Source organism: Clostridium sp. YIM B02500 (assembly GCF_022324665.1).
GTDB lineage: Bacteria > Bacillota > Clostridia > Clostridiales > Clostridiaceae > Clostridium > Clostridium beijerinckii.
Genome location: NZ_JAKGTE010000055.1, coordinates 1 through 21,820, shown reverse-complemented (window position 1 = coordinate 21,820; position 21,820 = coordinate 1). Strand labels below are relative to the sequence as shown.

18 protein-coding genes and 2 other annotated features are annotated in these 21,820 nt (G+C 29.9%); of the genes, 14 read left to right on the top strand and 4 right to left on the bottom strand.

Annotated features, from left to right (window positions below; genetic code table 11):
- Positions 1–132: 132 nt before the first annotated feature.
- Entirely contained in the window at positions 133–2,583 is a 2,451-nt protein-coding gene (gene leuS, locus L1S46_RS25270; protein ID WP_012060745.1) for a leucine--tRNA ligase, read from the bottom strand.
- Positions 2,584–2,747: 164 nt separating this feature from the next.
- Positions 2,748–2,966, bottom strand: a binding site (T-box leader).
- 269 nt (positions 2,967–3,235) lie between these two features.
- On the opposite strand from leuS, the gene cls reads away from it, so the two are divergent.
- The 11 genes from cls (at position 3,236) to L1S46_RS25215 (ending at position 15,969) form a co-directional block, all read left to right on the top strand.
- Entirely contained in the window at positions 3,236–4,669 is a 1,434-nt protein-coding gene (gene cls, locus L1S46_RS25265) for a cardiolipin synthase (protein ID WP_238901312.1), read from the top strand.
- Between the two features lie 264 nt (positions 4,670–4,933).
- Entirely contained in the window at positions 4,934–6,100 is a 1,167-nt protein-coding gene (locus L1S46_RS25260; RefSeq protein WP_238901311.1) for an MFS transporter, read from the top strand.
- 594 nt (positions 6,101–6,694) lie between these two features.
- The gene (aroF, locus tag L1S46_RS25255; RefSeq protein WP_238901310.1) at positions 6,695–7,708 is read left to right on the top strand and encodes a 3-deoxy-7-phosphoheptulonate synthase; all 1,014 of its coding nucleotides are present in this window, start codon (positions 6,695–6,697) and stop codon (positions 7,706–7,708) included.
- A gap of 127 nt (positions 7,709–7,835) precedes the next feature.
- Positions 7,836–8,888, top strand: coding sequence for a 3-dehydroquinate synthase (aroB, locus tag L1S46_RS25250; RefSeq protein WP_238901309.1), 1,053 nt, complete (start codon positions 7,836–7,838; stop codon positions 8,886–8,888).
- 86 nt (positions 8,889–8,974) lie between these two features.
- Positions 8,975–10,282, top strand: a complete 1,308-nt coding sequence (aroA, locus tag L1S46_RS25245) for a 3-phosphoshikimate 1-carboxyvinyltransferase (RefSeq protein WP_238901308.1) — start codon at positions 8,975–8,977, stop codon at positions 10,280–10,282.
- Complete coding sequence (aroC, locus tag L1S46_RS25240; RefSeq protein WP_078114415.1) at positions 10,260–11,333, top strand: chorismate synthase; 1,074 nt, start codon at positions 10,260–10,262, stop codon at positions 11,331–11,333. The genes aroA and aroC overlap by 23 nt, the downstream gene beginning before the upstream one ends.
- Positions 11,334–11,482: 149 nt before the next feature.
- On the top strand, positions 11,483–12,619 hold the full coding sequence (gene pheA, locus L1S46_RS25235) for a prephenate dehydratase (RefSeq protein WP_238901307.1): 1,137 nt from the start codon (positions 11,483–11,485) through the stop codon (positions 12,617–12,619).
- A gap of 15 nt (positions 12,620–12,634) precedes the next feature.
- Complete coding sequence (gene aroE / locus L1S46_RS25230; protein WP_238901306.1) at positions 12,635–13,444, top strand: shikimate dehydrogenase; 810 nt, start codon at positions 12,635–12,637, stop codon at positions 13,442–13,444.
- Positions 13,445–13,464: 20 nt separating this feature from the next.
- Positions 13,465–13,989: a shikimate kinase gene (locus tag L1S46_RS25225; protein WP_238901305.1), complete on the top strand. Its 525-nt coding sequence runs from the start codon at positions 13,465–13,467 to the stop codon at positions 13,987–13,989.
- 114 nt (positions 13,990–14,103) lie between these two features.
- Entirely contained in the window at positions 14,104–15,117 is a 1,014-nt protein-coding gene (gene aroF, locus L1S46_RS25220) for a 3-deoxy-7-phosphoheptulonate synthase (RefSeq protein ID WP_238901304.1), read from the top strand.
- A gap of 18 nt (positions 15,118–15,135) precedes the next feature.
- A complete protein-coding gene (locus L1S46_RS25215; RefSeq protein ID WP_238901303.1) occupies positions 15,136–15,969 on the top strand; it encodes a prephenate dehydrogenase in 834 nt (277 codons plus the stop codon).
- 313 nt (positions 15,970–16,282) lie between these two features.
- On the opposite strand, the gene L1S46_RS25210 is transcribed toward L1S46_RS25215, so the two are convergent.
- Positions 16,283–16,549, bottom strand: coding sequence for a hypothetical protein (locus tag L1S46_RS25210; RefSeq protein WP_238901302.1), 267 nt, complete (start codon positions 16,547–16,549; stop codon positions 16,283–16,285).
- A 70-nt stretch (positions 16,550–16,619) separates the two neighbouring features.
- The gene (locus tag L1S46_RS25205; RefSeq protein ID WP_343217290.1) at positions 16,620–16,859 is read right to left on the bottom strand and encodes a hypothetical protein; all 240 of its coding nucleotides are present in this window, start codon (positions 16,857–16,859) and stop codon (positions 16,620–16,622) included.
- A 174-nt stretch (positions 16,860–17,033) separates the two neighbouring features.
- On the opposite strand from L1S46_RS25205, the gene L1S46_RS25200 reads away from it, so the two are divergent.
- Together L1S46_RS25200 and L1S46_RS25195 are read left to right on the top strand one after the other, a co-directional pair.
- Positions 17,034–17,270: an endo-1,4-beta-xylanase gene (locus tag L1S46_RS25200; protein WP_238901300.1), complete on the top strand. Its 237-nt coding sequence runs from the start codon at positions 17,034–17,036 to the stop codon at positions 17,268–17,270.
- 133 nt (positions 17,271–17,403) lie between these two features.
- On the top strand, positions 17,404–17,688 hold the full coding sequence (locus L1S46_RS25195) for a putative quinol monooxygenase (protein WP_017211213.1): 285 nt from the start codon (positions 17,404–17,406) through the stop codon (positions 17,686–17,688).
- 199 nt (positions 17,689–17,887) lie between these two features.
- Here the strand turns inward: L1S46_RS25195 and L1S46_RS25190 are convergent, their stop codons facing one another.
- Positions 17,888–18,778, bottom strand: a complete 891-nt coding sequence (locus tag L1S46_RS25190) for a LysR family transcriptional regulator (RefSeq protein WP_238901299.1) — start codon at positions 18,776–18,778, stop codon at positions 17,888–17,890.
- A 433-nt stretch (positions 18,779–19,211) separates the two neighbouring features.
- Between L1S46_RS25190 and L1S46_RS25185 the strand changes: the two genes are divergently transcribed.
- A complete protein-coding gene (locus L1S46_RS25185) occupies positions 19,212–21,221 on the top strand; it encodes an FAD-dependent oxidoreductase (protein WP_238901298.1) in 2,010 nt (669 codons plus the stop codon).
- 252 nt (positions 21,222–21,473) lie between these two features.
- Positions 21,474–21,727: a binding site (T-box leader), on the top strand.
- Positions 21,728–21,820: the final 93 nt, after the last annotated feature.

Genomic DNA, 21,820 nt, shown 5'->3' with positions numbered 1-21,820 from the left:
CCTGTGCTCCCTTCATTTGATAATTTATTATATCATTCTAATGAAGTTTACACAGACTATTTTACACTCTCAAATATAGCTTTAAAGTTGAATATCTATAACTAATAAAAAAGTGGCCAAGTGGCCACTTTTTTATTTTACAACTATATTAACAAGTCTTCCTTTAATTACAATCACTTTAACTATAGTTTTACCTTCAGTATTTTCTTTAATAGTCTCATTTTCTAATGAAGCAGCTTTTATACCTTCTTCATCTAAATTAGAAGCTACCATGATTTTAGCTTTTATTTTACCATTTATTTGGATTGCAATTTCGACTTCGTCTTTAACTAAAGCAGCAGGATTAAATTCTGGCCATTTTTCATTAAAGATTGTTGAATTATTTCCAAGTAAGCTCCATTGCTCTTCAGCAAAGTGAGGAGCAAATGGTGCAAGTAGTTTTATGAAATCAACTATAGTTTCTTTTAAGAAGTTTGCGTTTTTAATATTTTCTTGAGTGTACTTATTAAGAGCATTTGTAAGCTCCATAAGTCTTGCTATCGCAGTGTTAAATTGCATTTTATCTCCGTCTTCAGTAACACCTTTAATAGTATTATGTTTCCAGAAGTTTAATTCTTTTTCAGCTGAATCAATAGAATCCTTAGTGCTCTCATTTGAATTTATTATATTTCTGCAATTTTCAAGGATTCTTTCAATTCTATCCACGAATTTTCCAACAGATTTTATTCCGTCGTCGCTCCAAGCTCCACCTTCAGTATAACCAAATCCAAACATTAAGTACATTCTAAATACGTCAGCGCCATATTCTTTAATATAATCATCAGGAGAAATAGTATTTCCTTTCGATTTACTCATTTTAAGTCCATCTGGTCCTAAGATCAATCCTTGGTGAGTTAAGCTTAAGAATGGTTCGTCAAAGTTTAAATATCCCATATCTCTTAAAGCTTTTGTTATGAATCTAGCATATAATAAATGCATGCAAGCATGTTCTGGTCCACCAACATATTTGTCTACAGGAAGCATTTTGTTGACTTTTTCAGAATCAAAAGGTGCATCATCGTTTTTATTGTCTACATATCTTAAATAGTAAAAAGATGAACATACAAAAGTGTCTAAAGTATCAGCTTCTCTCTTTGCAGGCTTCCCACAATGAGGACAAGTTGTATTTACAAAATCCTCACATTTACCTAATGGTGATTTACCATCTGGTGTAAATTCAACATTGTAAGGAAGTTTCACTGGAAGATCCTTTTCAGGTACTGGAACTATTCCACAATCATCACAGTATATAACAGGAATTGGAGCACCCCAATATCTTTGTCTTGAAACTAGCCAGTCTCTTAATCTGAAGTTTTTCTTCATTGCTCCTAATTCATCTTTTTCTAATTCTTCAACGATTTTCTTTTTAGCTTCATCAGTTGTTAATCCATCGAATTTTCCTGAATTAACAAGTACTCCATATTCGCAATATGGAAGGTCTGGATTAGTATTTTCTTTATCTGTTATAACTCTTTCGATTGGTAAATTGAATTTTGTTGCAAAAGCAAAATCTCTTTCATCATGAGCAGGAACTGCCATAACACATCCTGTACCATAAGTAGCCAATACATAATCAGAAATCCAAATAGGGACTACTTTTCCATTAATAGGATTTATAGCATAAGATCCTGTGAATACTCCTGTCTTTTCTTTTGAAACTGATTGTCTTTCAATTTCAGATTGCTTCGCAGCAGCTTCTTTATATTCTTCAACAGCAGCCTTATACTCTGGAATAGTTAACTCATCAACTAGTTTGTTTTCAGGAGCTAAAACTACATAAGTAACACCGTTTAAAGTATCAACTCTTGTAGTAAATACATCGAATTTCAAATCTGAATCCTTGACTTTGAAAGTAACCTCTGCACCATAAGATCTTCCAATCCAGTGCTTTTGCATAGACTTAGTTTTTTCAGGCCAATCTAAACCATCTAATTTATCAAGTAATTCATCGCCGTACTCAGTTATTTTAAAGAACCATTGAGTAAGGTCTTTCTTTGTAACCTCAGTACTACATCTTTCACAAACACCATCAACAACTTGTTCATTAGCTAATACTGTATTGCATGATGGGCACCAATTTACAGGTGCTTTTTTTCTGTAAGCTAGACCTTTCTCGTAAAGTTTCAAGAATAGCCACTGAGTCCATTTATAATAATCAGGAAGACAAGTAACAACTTCATTTTCCCAATTAAACATAGCACCCATAGATTTCAATTGTTTTTCCATTGTCTCAATATTCTTTAAAGTAGAATCTTGAGGATGAATTCCAGTTTTTATAGCATAATTTTCAGCAGGTAATCCAAAGGCATCAAATCCCATTGGTTGAAATACATTATATCCTTGCATTCTCTTAAGTCTTGCCCATGAATCTGTTGGACCATAGTTAAACCAGTGACCAGCATGTAATTGAGCGCCTGATGGATAAGAAAACATTTCTAATGTATAGAGTTTTTTACCTGAATTTTCAGGATTAAATTTATAAACCTCATTCTCATCCCAAAATTTTTGCCACTTTTCATCAATTTTTGTTCCGTAATTTGCCATGATATAGCCTCCTATAATTTTAATGTAAAATGCACAATATAATGCATATAAAAGAAAAATGCTTATAATAATTGAAAAATATGTTATTAAAACAAAATTTTAATTAAAATATTAGATCTATGCACTGATAATGGATAAATTAAAAAAAGCTCTCATCTCTAAAACAAAGAGACGAAAGCATAATTTCCGTGGTACCACTCTTAATTAGAAGAGATAAAAAAACAAATTTATCCTTCTCACTTATTATTTTAACGGGTCTACCGTACTTGCTTTTAACAAGTAAGCTCCTAGGCAAGTTCATAATAATATAACACTATTTTACACCAAACAACAGCTCTCTTTAAGATATAATTATTACTAATACTCCTATTCATCGCACAATATAAAATTTTAATAATATTATATATTAAGAAATCAAAAAAAGTCAAGAAGTTGACTTATATATATGTGTTTAATAGTAAAAAATTATTACCACTTATTGCTTATGCAATATTTGGAATAATATTTAGTAGTAGTTTTCCTAATCAAAAATGAAATTAATTTTTACTATAAGTAATATTATCTCAAAAAAAGCAAATAATATTTTTTTTAGAATAAGTTATTATGATACAATATTAGAATAGGAAAGAGTTTAATATAGGGATGTGAATCAATGAACATACTTTTAGGCTTAACAGTTATAACTTTAGTTTTAAATATACTTTTTTCTTTATCATTAGTGTTTATAGAAAGAAAAGATCCTACAACAACATGGGCATGGATCTTAATATTAATGATTTTACCTGGCCTTGGATTTGTGATTTACATCATGTTTGGTCAAAATCTAAGTAGGCAAAAGATTTTTAAAGAAAAAATAAAGTTTGATGAAAAGAAGAGAAAGAACTTAAACGATACATATAAATCCAATAGACACGGTCATGATGGCGGAGAAAAATTTGCTGATTTAAGGAGGCTAAATTTTAATAATTCTGGCGTAAAATACACTACTAATAATAAAATTGATGTATATGTAAATGGAAAAGAAAAATTTAGTCAGTTAATTGAAGACATAAAAAATGCTAAAAAGTTTATTCATGTTGAATATTATATATTTAGAGGAGATACTATTGGAAAGCAGATACTTGGTGAACTAACTAAGAAAGTTAAAAGTGGATTAGAGGTTAGATTGTTATTAGATAGTATGGGATCACGCAAGCTAAGAAAAAAAGTTCTTAGGGAATACTTGAATGCAGGTGGGAAGTTTTCACTGTTTTTTCCAGGAATTTTACCGCATATAAATACTCGTATAAATTATAGAAATCACAGAAAAATAGTTGTTATTGATGGTCAGTACGGCTATGTTGGAGGTTTTAATGTTGGAAAAGAGTATATAAGTGAGGATCCAGAAGTTGGTTTTTGGAGAGATACCCATGTAAGAATAGAAGGAGAAGCAGTTAATGCATTAAATGAAAGATTTTTACTGGATTGGTGCCATGCATCTGGTGAAAAAATAATTGATTATAATAAATATGCAAAAGAATTCAAGAAAGACTTAGGTGATGTGGGAATACAGATTGTAACTAGTGGTCCGGATCACAAGGAAGAATATATAAGAAATGCTTATTTAAAATTAATTAATAATGCTAAGAATAATTTGTATTTGGAAACTCCATATTTAGTCCTTGATTCACCAATATTGGAATCATTAAAAATCTCTGCATTATCAGGGGTAGATGTACGGATTATAATACCGGGAAAACCAGATCATTTCTTTATGCAGTGGGCAGCAAGTTCTTATGTGGGAGAATTATTAGAAGCTGGTGTTAAAATATATAGTTATCAAAATGGATTTATTCATGCAAAAACCATAGTAGCTGATGGGTTAGTAATGAGCATAGGAACAGCTAATCTAGACATTAGAAGCTTTAAGCTTAACTTTGAAGTTAATGCATTTATTTATGACGATAGAATTGCAAAGGATGGAGAAAAGCAGTTTATAAAGGACATGGAGTGCTCAGAAGAGATAACTAGAAAAATATACGATGGTAGGAGTTTGTCTCTCAGAATTAAAGAGTCCTTAATTAGATTGGTATCTCCTATATTATAGCATAGGATAGGAAATTTAAAATTATGATAAAACCACTCTTTTACTTAGAGAAATAAAAGAGTGGTTTTATATGTTTAAGTATTTCATCTAATATGTATTGAATAAACGAATTTTAAAAATATTTTTCATGAAACCTAAATAATTATTTTTACAAAATTGCTAATGTTATGGAAACTTTTTCTTAACTGAGTATAATTTAATATATAAATTTAATAATAGAGGTGAATAGGAGAAATATTTAATTCATTAGGATTGGAGCATTATATGAAAAGCAAAGAAAAGTTTTATTATTCCCTGACTACTTATATAAATTATGGAGTAACGAGTATAGTGACTACTTTTTATGTGCCATATTTGAATCAAGTAGTTGGATTATCATTAAGTCAAGTTGGAACTGTAGTATCTATAGGAGCATTATTTGCAATTCTTTCCCAGCAATTTTTAGTAAGTAAATTTTCGATGAGAAAAAACAAAAAAAGATTTATTATCATACATTTATGCGCACTTATTGGAATGATAGTATTTTTAATGTCTGTTAACAAGACCATCATATATTTTTATGCAGCTCTTTATGGAATTATAGTACAAACAATTGGAAATGTATATGAAGTATATGTTGAGGAAATAGCAGTTAGAAAAAATGTAGAGTATTCAGAAATAAGAAAATGGGGATCCATAGGATTTGGGTGCGTAGTTTTATTAAGTGGAACTATAATTTTAAAATATGGATTTAAAACTATGCATATAATAGGAATCATAATGTCATGTATAGTTATATTATTAATAGCTATGAAGTTTAAAAATATTGAAGCAGATGGAAATCCAAATAGGGGAAAATTAATTGCTGTATTTAAAAATAAAAATTCAGTAATTCTCGGAATAATTAATATCTTAATCATAGGAACGTATACCGCAATAGAATTTGCATATTCAACATATTTAATTGAAATAACGGGGAATGCGGATCTAGCTAACTCTATATATAGTAAATCAATATTTTCAAGAGTATGTGTTGAATTTATATCATTCATGCTTGTAGGAAAGTATCTAAAGGATAAAAAGCCTAAGAAATATTTAATAATAGCATTTCTTATAGGAACTACTAGAATACTTCTATTTTCAACAGGTTCAATACCTTTAGTTGTTTTAGGGGATCAATTACATGGTATAATGTATGGTTGTTATTTAACATTTTTATTTAAATATATAAGAGAAGTAGTTGATGACGAACTAGTTGCTGGTACATATTCATTTGTTAGCGTGCTGGGATCAGCAGGAGCTAACTTTGTATATCCACATATGTTTAGTACAATCCAAAGAAATTTTGGATATACTGCAATGTATCTGGTTGGTTTCTCAATTATGGTAATTTCTTTGCTAGTTTCTATTAAGATTCTTCCTAAGGGCAAACAATCCATTAAGCAATTATAATTAGCGTTTAACTAAAAAAGCATCTAGTATTTAGGTGTTTTTTTATAAGGATTTAACCAACTAATATATCTATATAGGAGTTTTATAACTAGATTTTTAGAATAAATGCTGTAAAACTAAAATAATAGGGTGAAAAAAATATATATTAATTATTGAGTTAATATTAATAAAAGTACAATATATTTAATTATTTAATTACAAAATACAACATTTATTTGAAAAGTGTTAATTTATATTGACAATTAACTATAGTTTGTTATAATGATAAAAAGATTAATTTTAAATGTAAATACTGTAATTAATGTTCGTGAAAATAATTATTAAATTTAGAAATGGAGAAAATCATGGAAAAGGATATTGTAAAATCAGTTATGCAAAAATTTTATAGCTTTTTTTATTTTACATTCTGGGGCTTTTATTTTAGCGCTGGCTATTTATTTTGCAAAAAACTGAAAAGTACCTTTTTAATGAGTTTTTTATATTTTATATAAGTTTGTAATATATATCAGTATTGATATTTTATGGAACTCATTATACATGAGTTCCATTTTTTTTTTTCGCAAATAATCAAATACATGCAAGGGGGCAATAACAATGGTAGTAATATTAAAGCAAAAAGCAAAGCAGGAAGAAATAGAAAGATTGACAAAACAACTAGAAGCAAAGGGAGTTTCAGTAAGTCTAGTTGTTGGATCAGATGTTAGCATCTTAGGATTAGTTGGGGATACAAGTGCAATAGATCCTTCGATTGTTGCAGCTAATGGAATAGTTGAAAGAGTTATGAAAGTTCAAGAACCTTTCAAAAAAGCAAATAGAATGTTTCATCCAGAAGATACAATAGTAGATATTAATGGAGCTAAAATTGGTGGAAAGAAAATAGCAATGATTGCAGGTCCATGTTCTGTTGAAAGCGAAGAACAAATCAATGAAATAGCAAAAGAAGTTAAAGCAATTGGGGCAAATTTCTTAAGAGGCGGAGCATTTAAGCCAAGAACTTCACCATATGCGTTCCAGGGAATGAAATATGAAGGATTAGAGCTGCTAAAGAAAGCAAGATCAAATACAGGATTGCCAATAGTTACAGAGCTTATGTCTCCATATGATATAGAAACGTTTGTTGAAAATGTAGATGTAATTCAAGTTGGTGCTAGAAATATGCAAAACTTTGATTTGCTAAAGGAACTTGGAAAAACTAACAAGCCGATATTATTAAAAAGAGGTTTATCAGCAACTATAGAGGAATGGTTAATGTCCGCTGAATATATTATGGCTGGTGGTAATGAAAATGTAATTCTGTGCGAAAGAGGAATAAGAACATTTGAAAACTACACAAGAAATACTTTAGACTTAAGTGCAGTACCTGCTGTTAAAAAATTAAGTCACTTACCTATAGTAATTGATCCAAGTCATTCTGCAGGAAAGTACTGGATGGTTGAACCTCTAGCAAAAGCAGCGGTTGCAGTTGGAGCAGATGGACTTATTATTGAAGTTCATAATGATCCAGAAAATGCATTATGTGATGGTCCACAATCAATAAAGCCAAGTAAGTTTGCAAAACTTATGGAAGAGTTAAAAGTTATTGCAGCGGCTGTTGGAAGAGAAATATAAATTTATTAAATTAAGGAACAGTCGGCATTAACAATTACTCATTACAAGTATCTAAAAAATAGAAAATAGTTATAACGTAATCTTAGTCATGATTCTAACTGTTTAAGTAAAAGAGGAGTGTTTATAAATGGAAGATTTAGTTGTTGAACTTGGTGAAAGAAGTTATCCAATCATAATTAAAAAAGGATTAATTGATGAAGTAAATCTGGAAATCCAAAAAGTTTTTAAAGGTAAAAAGATATTTATACTAACTGATAAAAATGTAGGTTCTCATTATGGAGATAGGATAAAATCATGTTTAATTAACTTAGGATATGATGTTAAGCTAATGGAACTAGAACCAGGTGAGGAAACTAAAGCGTTTAGTACCCTTCCTTTGATATATAATGAACTATTAGACTTTAAAATTACAAGAAGTGACTTAATTATAACTTTAGGTGGAGGAGTAATTGGAGATCTTGGAGGATTTGCTGCATCAACTTTCTTAAGAGGTGTTGATTTCGTTCAAATACCAACTTCATTGCTTGCTCAAGTTGATAGCAGCGTAGGTGGAAAGGTTGCTGTAGACTTAGAAAGAGGTAAAAATTTAGTAGGAAGTTTTTATCACCCTAAATTAGTTTTAATAGATCCAAATGTACTTGAAACTTTAAGTGAAAGATTTTTTAGAGACGGAATGGCAGAGGTTATTAAATACGGATGCATAAAAGATAAGGAATTCTTTTACTTCTTGAAAAGCTTAAAAAATAAAGAAGAGGTTATGAACAATATAGAAAAAATTATCCACAAATGTTGCTTTATAAAAAAATGCGTTGTGGAAAATGATGAAAAAGATACCGGAGAAAGAATGCTGCTAAATTTTGGACATACACTAGGTCATGCCATAGAGACATATTATAACTTTAAGAAGTTTACACATGGGGAAGCAGTAGCTATAGGAATGTATGAAATAAGTAAGATTGCAGAAAATAAAGGATTAACTGATCAAGGCGTTAGTGAAGAGATAAGAGAGATACTAGTGCAATACAATCTTCCTTATGAAGTTGAAATAGATGATAGCTCGGAAGTTTTAGACACAATAGCATTAGATAAGAAAAATATTGATAATGTATTAAAAGTAGTATTATTAAGAAATATTGGAGAATCATATTTAGAAAAAACAAATGTAGAATTTTTTAGTTAATGATGTATATGAAAAAATAGGCTAGCAAGCAGATATGTTATTTTCGAGTATATCTTAAGCAATGAATAAAAAAGCGAGGTAAAATCATGGGGAACTTAAAAATTTATCCTGGAAAATTAAGTGGGGAAGTTAAGATACCGCCATCTAAAAGTATGGCACATAGAGCAGTAATTTGCGCAGCTCTTGGAGATGGTGTTAGTAAGGTTACAAATATAGATTATTCTGATGATATTATTGCTACAATTGAAGCAATGTCAGCATTAGGGGCTAAAATAACCAAAAAAGAAGATTATCTTGAGGTTTATGGAATCAACAGTCAGGAAAATATTGAAGCTAATTCAGTTAAAAGAGACAGAACTATAGATTGTAATGAATCAGGATCAACCCTTAGATTTTTAGTACCTATAGCAGCATTATTTGAGGGCGTTAACAGATTTGTTGGAAGAGGAAATTTAGGAAAGAGACCACTAGATACTTATTACAAAATTTTTGATAAGCAAGGAATTAAGTATTCTTATAAAGAAGGTATTCTTGATTTAAAGACTGAAGGAAAATTAAAAGCTGGAGAGTTTAAGATGGAGGGGAATATTAGCTCACAGTTTATAACAGGATTATTATTTACGCTTCCCCTTTTAGATGGAGACTCTAAGATTATAATTACAACAAAGATGGAATCAAAAGGATATATTGATTTAACTTTAAGAGCTATTAAAGACTTTGGTGTAGAAATTATAAACAACAATTATGAAGAATTTATTATAAAGGGAAATCAAATTTATAAGAGTATTGATTACAGAGTTGAAGGTGACTACTCACAAGCAGCATTCTTCTTCTGTGCTGATGCACTTTCAAATGATGTTGTTCTTAATGATTTAAAATTGGATTCTCTTCAAGGTGATAAGGAAGTAATTGATATATTGGAGAGAATGGGATTGGAATTAAATGGTAAAAATAATGGTTTGATTGGAAATATAAATGACGGTCTAAAAGCAACTGTAATTGATGGTTCTCAATGTCCAGATATAATCCCTGTAGTTTCATTAGTTGCAGCATTAAGCGAAGGGACAACAGAAATTATAAATGCAGGAAGACTTAGAATTAAGGAATGTGATAGATTAGCAGCAGTAACTTCAGAGCTTAATAAATTAGGTGCTAAAATTATTGAAAAAGAAGAAGGATTGATAATTGAAGGGGTAAAGGAGCTTAAAGGAAACGTGGAAGTTTGGAGTCATAAAGATCATAGAATAGCAATGACTATGGCTATAGCATCAACTATGTGTAAAGAACCTATTATACTTAAAGATTATGAATGTGTTTCAAAGTCATACCCGCAATTCTGGGATGATTTTAAGAATTTAGGAGGTGTGTTCGATGAGTGGAATGTGGGGGAATAAATTAAAGGTTTCTATATTTGGCGAATCTCACGGAGTTGGGATTGGAATTACAATTGATGGGCTTCCTTCAGGCGTTGAGATTAATCTTGAAGAGGTTATGAAAGAAATGGCAAGACGTGCGCCAGGAAAAAGTAATTTATCTACAGCTAGAAAAGAAGCAGATGCACCAGAAATTTTGAGTGGGTTCTTTGAAGGAAAAACTACAGGTACTCCCCTTTGTGCAGTAATTAGAAATTCAGATATGCGTTCTAAGGATTATGGAAAACTTAAAGATTTGATGAGACCAGGTCATGCGGACTATCCAGGTTTCATTAGGTATAATGGATTTAACGACTACAGGGGCGGTGGATCTTTCTCGGGAAGAATTACTGCACCATTAGTATTTGCTGGGGCTGTATGTAAGCAGGTATTAGAAAGTAAAGGAATTAATATAGGAGCCCATGTTAAGAGTATTGGAGATATTCACGATAAGAGTTTTTATGATGTAGAATTAAGCAGAGAACTTTTAGGGGAATTAAAAACAAAGGAATTGCCTTTATTAATCCAAGAAAAAGAAGAAGAAATGAGAGATACAATTTTGAAAGCGAAGAAAGAACAAGATTCTGTAGGTGGAACTATTGAATGTACTGTTCTTGGAATAAATCCGGGAATCGGTAATCCGTTTTTTGATTCAGTTGAATCAACGTTAGCTCACTTAATGTTTTCTGTCCCAGCAGTTAAGGGAATAGAATTTGGAAAAGGCTTTGAAATGAGCAAATTAAGAGGATCTGATTGTAATGATGAATACTATTATGACGGTGATAGAGTAAAAACTTACACTAATAATAATGGTGGAATCACAGGCGGAATAACTAATGGAATGCCAATACTGTTTAAGGTTGGAATAAAGCCAACACCATCAATATCAAAAATTCAAAGAACGATAGATATTGCAGAAAAAAAGGAATCAGAGCTTGTTATTGAAGGACGTCATGATCCTTGTATCGTGCAAAGAGCTGTTCCAGTAATAGAAGCTGTAACCGCAATTGGAATACTTGATTTAGTGCTTTAGTAATAAAAATTTATAATTCTAAGTTAATGAATATATAGTTTTTTTATCGCAAATAGTGTATTAAGAAAGCAAAGTGTTAATTTGAATGAGTTAAGGTGCATTAAAGAAATTAAATATTTTTTAATTGTTCCTAAGTAAGGAGAAATGAAATGGCGGCTATAGATGATTATAGAAATAAGATTGATGAAATAGATAAAGAGATAACAAAACTTTTTGAAGAAAGAATGGATATAGTAATAAAGGTAGGAGAATATAAAAAACAGAATAATTTACCGATTTTTGATAAAAATAGAGAAAGTCAAGTTATTAAAAAAAATTTGGGGTATCTTAAAAATAAAGAATATGAGGATGAAGCCAGAGAGTTTTATACAAAAATAATGGAAATAGCTAAGTCTATTGAACATAAAAAAAGCACAAAAATTGTTATCGAAGGTAAATCAGTTAAGCTTAAAGAGTTTATAAATAAAGATAGAATTGGCTATTATGGTGTGAGAGGATCTTTCACAGAAGAAGCTATGATTAAATATTTTGGAGATACTAAAGAAGCAAAGGCTTATGAAGAATTCGAAAAAGTTTTTGAAGCAGTTAAAAATGAAGAAATTGACTATGGCATAGTTCCAATAGAAAACTCTTCAACAGGTGCTATTTCTGATGTGTATGATCTCTTATACCAATATGAATTTTATATAATTGGAGAAGTATGTATAAAGATAAATCAAAATTTAGTGGGGATAAAAGGAACAACATTAGAAAGCATAACAGAAATATATTCACATCCACAAGGTTTTGGCCAGAGTACAGATTTCTTGAAAACTCACAGTGATTGGAAATTGATACCTTTCCAAAGCACAGCTTCAAGTGCTAGGTTAATAAATGATTTAAATGATAACTCAAAAGCAGCTATCGCCAGCAAAAGAGTAGCAAGTATATATGATTTAGAAGTAATAAAAGAAAATATTAATAATCAGTCAAAGAATTTTACAAGATTTGTAGTTATTAGCAAAGAAAATGAGAAAAATCCTAATGCAGATAAAGTGAGTGTAGTATTTTCTCTTGATGACAAAGCAGGAACTCTATATAAGCTATTACGTCATTTTGCAGAAAATAATATAAACATGATTAAGATAGAATCAAGACCTATGAAAAATGGTCCATGGAAATATTTCTTATATGTTGATTTTGAAGGAGAGCCATACTCAGATCAGGTAACAAAAGCTTTATCATTAATTAAGCAAAATAGTTTATACTTTAGGCTCTTAGGGGCTTATGAGAAAAATATAAAGTAAAATAGGAGGGATTAAATGGAGTTCTATGGAATTTTAGGAGGAACATTAAAACACACCATTTCGCCAATTATTCACAAAAAAGTTTTTTCATTGTTAAATATCGAGGGCGCTTATAAAGATTTTGTGGTATGTCAAGAGGATATAGGGAAATTTACAGAAGCTTTAAAAGTACTTAAGATAAAGGGAGTAAATGTTACGATTCCTTATAAAGAAGAGATAATGAAATACTTGGATTTCATATCACCAGAAGCAGAAAAAATAAAAGCTATTAATACCATTTTACTGAAAAATGAAAAATTATATGGTTATAATACAGATTATTTTGGATTTGGAAAAATAATAATCAAAAATAATATTAAGCTTAAAGATGAAGTCGTAATGGTATTAGGAACAGGAGGAGGAGCTAAAGCTATTATTACTTTCTTATTAGATGAAGGCGTAAGTAAAATATATTTAGTTTCTAGGACTCATAAAAATGATGAGCAATATGATGATAAAATTGAATGTGTTACTTATGAGGAAATTGAACATATAAAAGGACATGTTATTATAAATACTACTCCAGTAGGAATGTATCCTAATGTAGATGTTAGTCCAGTTGGTCATAAAGTAATAGATAACTTTAATGTATTAATTGATATAGTATATAATCCAAAGGAAACTAAATTCTTAAGTCTAGGAAGAGAGCTTAATAAAAGTGTATATGGAGGTCTCACAATGCTAATTTATCAGGCAATTAAGTCTGAAGAGATATGGCAGGATTTTTCTATAAGCGAAGAAATAAGTGAAGAGATAAGTTCTTATATTAATGAAGAATTTAAATAAATAATAGAGGAGAGAAAAAGATGAAAAATAATATAATTATAATTGGAATGCCTGGGAGTGGAAAGACTACTTTTGGAAAAATTTTAGCAGAGGAATTAAATATAAAATTCTTTGATATGGATGAATATATTCAAGAGAAAACAGGTAAAACAACTATGCAGCTTTTTGAAAATGGAGAAGAATATTTCAGAGACATCGAAACAGAAACTTGTAAAGAATTAATGGGATATAATGATATATTAATTTCCACAGGTGGTGGAGTCATAAAAAGAAAAATAAATATTGATATATTAAAAAATGGTGGAACAATAATTTTTCTTGACAGACCAGTTGATAAAATTCTTGAAGACGTTGATGTTTCCTATAGACCACTTCTTAAAGATGGTAAGGAAAAAGTAATTAGATTGTATGAAGAAAGATATGCCCTTTATAATGAATATGCTGACAAAATTGTTATAAATGACAAAAATAAAAAGACAGTAATAGAGGAAATTAAAAAGCTTATAGAAGAAGTAAAAAATGATAAAATGTATAATGAAATTTAAATGAAATATTAAATAATAGGAAATTAGAATTTATAAAAATTAGATTACTTAGTAGTTTAGTAGGATAGTAGATTAAAAAATAAAGTTTTTTAGTAGTATAGGAGGAAAAAAACAATGATAATTATAATGAAACCAAAAGCAAGCGAAGAGGAAATTAGAAAAATTAAAGAAATAATCGAAGGAAAGGGATTAGAAGTTAATCTTTCTAAAGGAGACACATACTATATTATAGGTGTTGTAGGAGATACTTCTATAATAGATCCAAAGAAGATGCAAGTACTTAAAGGTGTAGATAGAGTTATGAAGGTTCAAGAACCTTTCAAGAAAGCAAATAGAAGATTTAAACCGGAAGATACAGTTATTGATATTAATGGTTCAGTAATTGGAGGAAGTCGTTTAGGAGTAATGGCAGGGCCGTGCTCTGTTGAAAGTGAAGAACAAATTGTTGAAGTAGCTAAAAGAGTAAAAGCAGCAGGAGCAAACTTCTTAAGAGGAGGAGCTTTTAAACCAAGAACTTCTCCATATAGTTTTCAAGGATTAGAACTTGAAGGATTAAAACTATTAAAAACAGCAAAACAAGAAACAGGACTTCCAATAGTTACAGAACTTATGTCAACTGATTATATAGATACTTTTGTTGAAGATGTTGATGTTATTCAAATTGGTGCAAGAAATATGCAAAACTTTGATTTATTAAAGCAAATTGGGAAAACTAATAAACCAATTTTATTAAAGAGAGGTTTATCAGCTACTATAGAAGAATGGTTAATGTCGGCAGAATACATTATGGCAGGCGGTAATGAAAATGTAATTCTTTGTGAAAGAGGAGTTAGAACTTTTGAAACAATTACTAGAAATACTTTAGATTTACAAGCGATCCCAGTAATTAAAAGATTATCACATTTACCTATTATTATTGATCCAAGTCACGCTGGAGGATATGCTTATTTAGTAGAGCCTATGGCAAAGGCAGCAGTTATAGCTGGTAGCGATGGACTTATGATAGAAGTTCATAATGATCCTGAAAATGCATTAAGTGATGGGCAACAATCTCTTACACCAGATCAATTTGATAAATTGATGGATAAGGTTAAAGTTGTAGCAAATATGGAAGGAAAAGAAATTTAAATTTCTGGGGGGCTAAATATGAAAATTGTAGTTGTAGGTCTTGGTGTAATTGGTGGTTCATTCACCATGGCTTTAAAAGAAGCAGGATATGATGATGTTTATGGAATAGATACAAATGAAGAAACGTTAGTTAAGGCAAAAAAATCAGAGTTAATTAAAGAAGGATTTACTAGTGGAGAAGAGATTCTTAAAAGTGCTGATTTAATAATTATGTCTTTATATCCAAGATTGGTTAAAAAATTCATTACTGATAACAAGGATAATTTTAAGGACGGGGCAGTAATAACAGATGCAACTGGAATAAAGAAGATGTTCGTTGAACATATAGTAAATATATTGCCAAATAATATTGATTTCATTTTTGGACATCCAATGGCAGGAAGAGAAAAAAAAGGAATAGATTTTGCAACTAGTGAAGTATTTAAGGGTGCAAACTATATTTTGACTCCAATAGACAGGAATAAAGAAGACAATCTTAAGCTTATAGAAAATATAGCTTATGAAATAGGATTTAAGAGAGTTAGAAGAATAACGCCAGAATATCACGATGAAATGATAGGATTTACAAGTCAATTGCCACATGCATTAGCAGTTGCATTAGTGAATAGTGATGTTGAGGGAAGAGAAACAGGAAGTTTCATTGGAGATAGTTATCGGGATTTAACAAGAATTGCGAATATAAATGAAGACCTTTGGAGTGAACTTTTCCTTGGAAATAAAGAAAATTTATTAAAAAGTATCGAAAATTTTGAAGTGGAATTGGATAAAATAAAGGATGCAATAAAAGATGATGACAAAGAAACTTTAAAAGAGATATTTATAAAGTCTACACAGAGAAGAGAAAAATTGTAATAGTATTTATGCTAAGCATAAATTGACTAAAACGGTTGATGTTTAAAATAGCTACAGTTTCATAATATATTTCAGTTTATGTGAATAAAAAATCAGGACTTGTTGAAAAAGTCCTGATTTTTTTTGTTGGAGAAAAAGGTGTATTTTAAGGAATAAAAAGAATAAATTTTAATTGGATTCCTTTTATTACTAGTTTTGCATGTTTAGAGAACAATGTATTTACTTACTATAATAGTGCATTTTTACTTGAATAATTTTACAGTTGAATAAAAAACAGATTCTTAGGATATTTTTAATGACTCAAAAATCTTTTCTATCGGCGTACCGCTTGCTGTAGCTTCGTAAATATATATTGCTTTGGAATTTTCTGGATTTTATTAGCAGATTTATATCCAGTATTAAAGTGATTAGAATCATTGCGGTATATTTTGCAATCTCTAAAAAATGGTTGAATCGCCCAACAATCGGCATATTGAGTTAAAATATCTAACGGTGCTAATGATTTATCTAAGGGAATAAAGGTTTTTAATGCTCCATTTTTTTGAAAAGCATCTTTAGGATAACTTAAAACAATAGACACATTCTTTCTATCTATTAAGTTGCCAACATAATTATAGATATAGTATTGCTTATCTTTGACGGTGACAAGGTCAAAGATAAGCAATATTTAATAATGCAGCAAACTTATAAAGTTTTATTCCAAGTTTTTCATTGTCTTGCGGAAAAATAATTCTGTTAGTTTTTAAAGAGCTAATATAACTATAGCCAGCTTTTTCAGAAGTATTATAAATATCCTTACAACTATACCAACTATCAGCTAACACATAACCTTTATTTTCAGGTTTAGGAAGTGTTGCAATTAATTTTTTAGTTAATTCGATTTTACTCATAGATTCTTTATCATAGATATCAATTGAATATTGGAACACTAATCCGTCACACGATAGTAAAGAAACTAGTATTTGATGACCATATACATTCTTACATTTTAGGTGAGAATGATGAAATGAACACTTTTCAATTGGATTCTTAGCCTTTGACGAGGCTTTGTTTTTTCAGAAATAGTGTCATCAATAATAAAGTATATTGGCTGTTTGGATTCTCATGATTTAATGTCTGCTATTTTATCATCTAAAAAATCAGGTTCTAATATTACAGCTCTTGTATTGTGGGGATTAAGCGATGATCATTCATGGTGTTCTAAAGATGAACCATTATTATATTCTAATTCTCCGACCCCAAAAGAAGCATATAATTCAGTTCTAAAAGTATATTTTGATGCAGGATATACTATGAATTAAATATAGATCTTAATAATGAAAAATTTTAACTATGAGGATATTTTAATTGATGTGTATTAGTATTATAATAAGTATTAATAAAAAAGAAAACATATTAAAAGCTATTAATAAATTATAGGAAAGAGTGATAAATGTGATTAAAATAGTAGCAAAAAGTGTAATTAAAGATGATAAAATAGAAACTTTTATTCAGTTAACTAAGGAATTAATTGAAAAGAGCAGACAAGAACAAGGATGTATTTCATATGCATTGTTTCAAGATATAAATAATCCTTGTATAGTTAGCTTTGTAGAAGATTGGCAAGATCAAGAAGCAATTAATTTACATAATAACAGTGAGCATTTTAAAAGAATAGTCCCTTTATTAGGTGAGCTTCGAGCAAGTAAGGGAGAAGTAAATTTATATAGAGAAGTATAATATTATAGTATGGACGCCCACGGAATTCCAATTCGTCTTTATTATAAAAAGCAATATATGATATAAGTTAATACACAAAATTTTATTAATAAACCATGCATAGATATAGGAATTATATAGATCCTTTATATGCATGTTTTTTTTATTTATAAAAATAGATAAATGTTTTGTGGGTTATAAAAAGTTTTATGATTATAAATTATAAATTTTCACATAAGTTTTTTATAATATAATTACGAAATTGATTTGCAGAAGGAGAAATATATTTATTTTTTATTGAAGCAAGATATATACGTCTTTTAACAATAGGATTATTTATATGAATGACTTTCACATCAAAATTTCTGATTAAAAATATATTAGGAATAATAGCGATTCCATAGTTAACGGCAACTAATCCTAATACAGCGCTATCTTCCTCTACTTCGCATATAATTTTTGGAGTAATATTTACCTTATTAAATAAACCATCAATAAGAGGTCTTATACCACTTTCTTTATTAAAAAATACAAAAGGATATCTATCTACTTCACTTAAATCAATACTATCAAGATAAGCTAGTTCATGATCTTTTGATACAATTAGAACCAGTTGTTCTTCTAAAATAGGCACAAAATCTATATCAGGCTCATTTTCTACAAATGAGCAGAAGCCCAAATCGAATTTTTCACTTTTCAATCCAGCAATAACATTATGAGTAGTGCCTTGAAAAAGTGAAAATGATATATCTTTATATTTTTCAATATCTAAAAATTCTTTTATGATATTTGGCATAACGTAGGCCCCTAAGGTATAGATGAAACCTAAATCAATTACACCAAAAGAGGAATTAGTTAAAGCTTTAAGTTTTTTTTCGCCTATTTCCAATTCATTAAGGGCATTTTCAACGTATTCTAGGAAAAAACGGCCATACTTAGTTAATTTAATATTTCTTCCTTCTTTTTCGAATAAGTAAGTGTTTAAATCATTTTCTAGTGATGAAATAGCATGACTTAAACTTGGCTGAGTAATTGATAATTCTTTAGCAGCTTGGGTATAATGTTCAAGTCTAGCTAATACTCTAAAATACTGTAGATGATTCAAATTCATTTTAACATCAAGCCTTTCTGATATTATAGTATTAAGTATAAGTATATCATTATTAATAGATATAATCTATTAATAATATACAAAAAAGGCATTAGATTAATGAATAAATAGATATTAAAATATGATTATAAGGATATGATTTAGTTTTTGCTACGTAATTAAGTTAAAAATTAATCAATCAAGTTAAAATTTAAACAAACAGAAAAGTATCCCAATTAATAGGATCCAATTTATTATGTTGATTTCTTGGATTCTAATATTATTAACTTAAATATTCAATTTTGTAATTGTTTGCAAAAATGTGGAGAAGTCTAGCTTTAAGGAATGGACAATTCCAGAGTATACAAAAACTAATAAGAGTATATTGTAATTAAAATCATTAGAAATAAGAAGCTCATAGAATAATTAATACATAATAGCTAGGAGGAAAATTATGAAAAATAAATATACAAATCTTTTGTCACCAATTACTATCAATGGAATGATATTAAGAAATAGAACGGTAATGCCACCTATTGGAAGCAATTTTGCAACAGTGAGTGCAGAAGTATCAGAAGAGATGATTAAATATTATGAACTAAGGGCAAAGGGAGGGACAGGTCTTATTATTATAGAAAATGCTTGTGTTGATTTTCCTATGGGAACTAATGGAACAAAGCAGTGTAGAATTGATGATAATCAATTTGTACCTGGATTTTATACTTTAGTTGAAAGACTTCACGCTTATGGTGCAAAGGTTTCTGTTCAGCTTAACCATGCAGGAGCATCAGCTTATCCAGGAAGATTAAATGGTGCACAGCCAGTATCATCTTCAAATATTCCTTCAAAAACTGGGGGAGCTATTCCAAGACCATTAACCATAGACGAAATGAAAGCAATTGCTAAAAAATATGGAGAAGCTGCTGGAAGGGCACAATTAGCAGGTTTTGACTCAGTTGAAATTCATGGAGGACATTCATATCTTCTCAGTCAATTTCTTTCACCTCTATTTAATGACAGAAAAGACGAGTTTGGTGGAAGCGCTGAAAATAGAGCCAGATTTCCAAGAATGGTTTTAGATGAAGTAAGAGCAGCGGTTGGCCCTAGATTCCCAGTAGCAATTAGAATAAGTGCGGATGATATGCTTAAAGGCGGAAATACACTTGAAGATTCACTTGAATTAATGGAATACTTACAAGAAAAAGTTGATTTTATAAATGTATCTGTAGCACAAAATGATAATTTATATTTGCAGCATGATAAGATGAGTCTTCCTGAAGGTTGGAGAAGCTATATGGCTAAGGCTATAAAGGAAAGATTTAATAAACCAGTTATATCATCTGGAAATTTCCGTACGCCAGAGGTTTGTGAAGAAACAATAAAAAATGGAGATGCAGATCTTATAGCTATGGGACGTGGTTTAATAGCAGAACCATATTGGGCCAATAAAGTTGCAAGCGGTGAGGAGCACCTTCTTAGAAGATGTATTTCTTGTAATATAGGATGCGCAGACCATCGTTTGGCTAAATCTCAACCAATTCGTTGTACAATAAATCCAGATCTTATATTTGAAGATGATTATAAAGATAAAAAAGTAAAAAAAACAATTAATGTTTCAGTTATAGGTGGAGGTACTGCTGGATTAGAAGCAGCATGTACAGCGGCAGAAGTAGGATGTAATGTAACTTTATTCGAGGAAAAAGATAGATTAGGCGGCCTAGCATGGATGATAGGAACAGTCCCTGCAAAGAGAAAAATTCACTATTTTGTAGAGTATTTAGAAAACAGAGCAAAAGAATTGCCTAATCTTACTATAAAGCTTAAGACAAGAGCTACAAAAGAAGTTTTAAGTGAAGTAAACCCAGATATTATAGTAAATGCAACAGGTTCAAAGCCGCTTCTTCCTCCAATACAAGGTTTGAAGGAGCACATAGATAAAGAAGGTGGAAAAATTAAATCAACCTTTGGTTTTATAGAAAGTCTTAATACATATGAAAATGAGGACTTTACAGGAAAGAAGGTTGTAGTTGTAGGCGGTGGAGCAGTAGGACTTGATGTAGTAGAATTTTTTGCTGAAAGAGGTGCACAGGTTTCGGATATTGAAATGATGCCTGTAATAGGAAAAGATTTAGATACAAATACAAAGCTTGATGCATACCATATGATGAAAGAAAATAATGTTAATCAGCTTACAGAAACGGCACTTCAGGCTGTTAATGAAAATTCATTTACAGTTAAGAATCCAGAAGGTGTCATAGAGGATGTAGCGTTTGATTATGGATTTGTGTGTCTTGGAATGAGAGCCGAAATATCTGAATTGCCAAATCTAGAAGAATATGCACAGGAAAAAGATATAAAACTTCTTAATATTGGAGATAGTGTTAGAGCGCGAAGAATAATAAATGGTACTGAAGAAGGTAGAAATATAGTTAAGACTTTAGAAGTAATGGGGGCTTTTAGATAAGATACATTTAATTTGTCAGGATCATTTAAAAGTAGTTTAAATAATAAGAATATGGATAATTGCCACCATTTATATTTAGATGGTGGTAATTTTTTATTCTTTAGGAATTTTTAAAAGCTCTTGCTGCAATAATAAAGAAGGTTAAAACTGTTGTATAAAATATATAAATAATATCTATAAATAAATATAAAAAATGCATAGAAATATTGACAATAGCATTAAAAAAAGATATGATTATATAAATAGAACAACAAAAAAGCTATGACTAAGAAGTAGTAAGAAAACAGAATTTCTTTACAGAAAGTAACCGGTTGATGAGAGGTGCATAGAATAGTTTTTCTGAATTCATCTTATGAGCTGCCCTTTGAACTGATTTTCTAAGTAGAAGGTGCCGGTAACATCCGTTAAAAATGTAGGGTATTTATTTTAGTTAGATACTCATTGAGTTCTACAGCGTGAGTTGTAGATAAAATTAGGTGGTAACATGGTTTTTAATCGTCCTTTGAAATTTCAAAGGGCGTTTTTTTTGTATTTTGAATACCACCTGCTACGCGGGTGGTTCTAAAGAGCTTTCAGCGGTGAGTAGAAAATAAAAAACC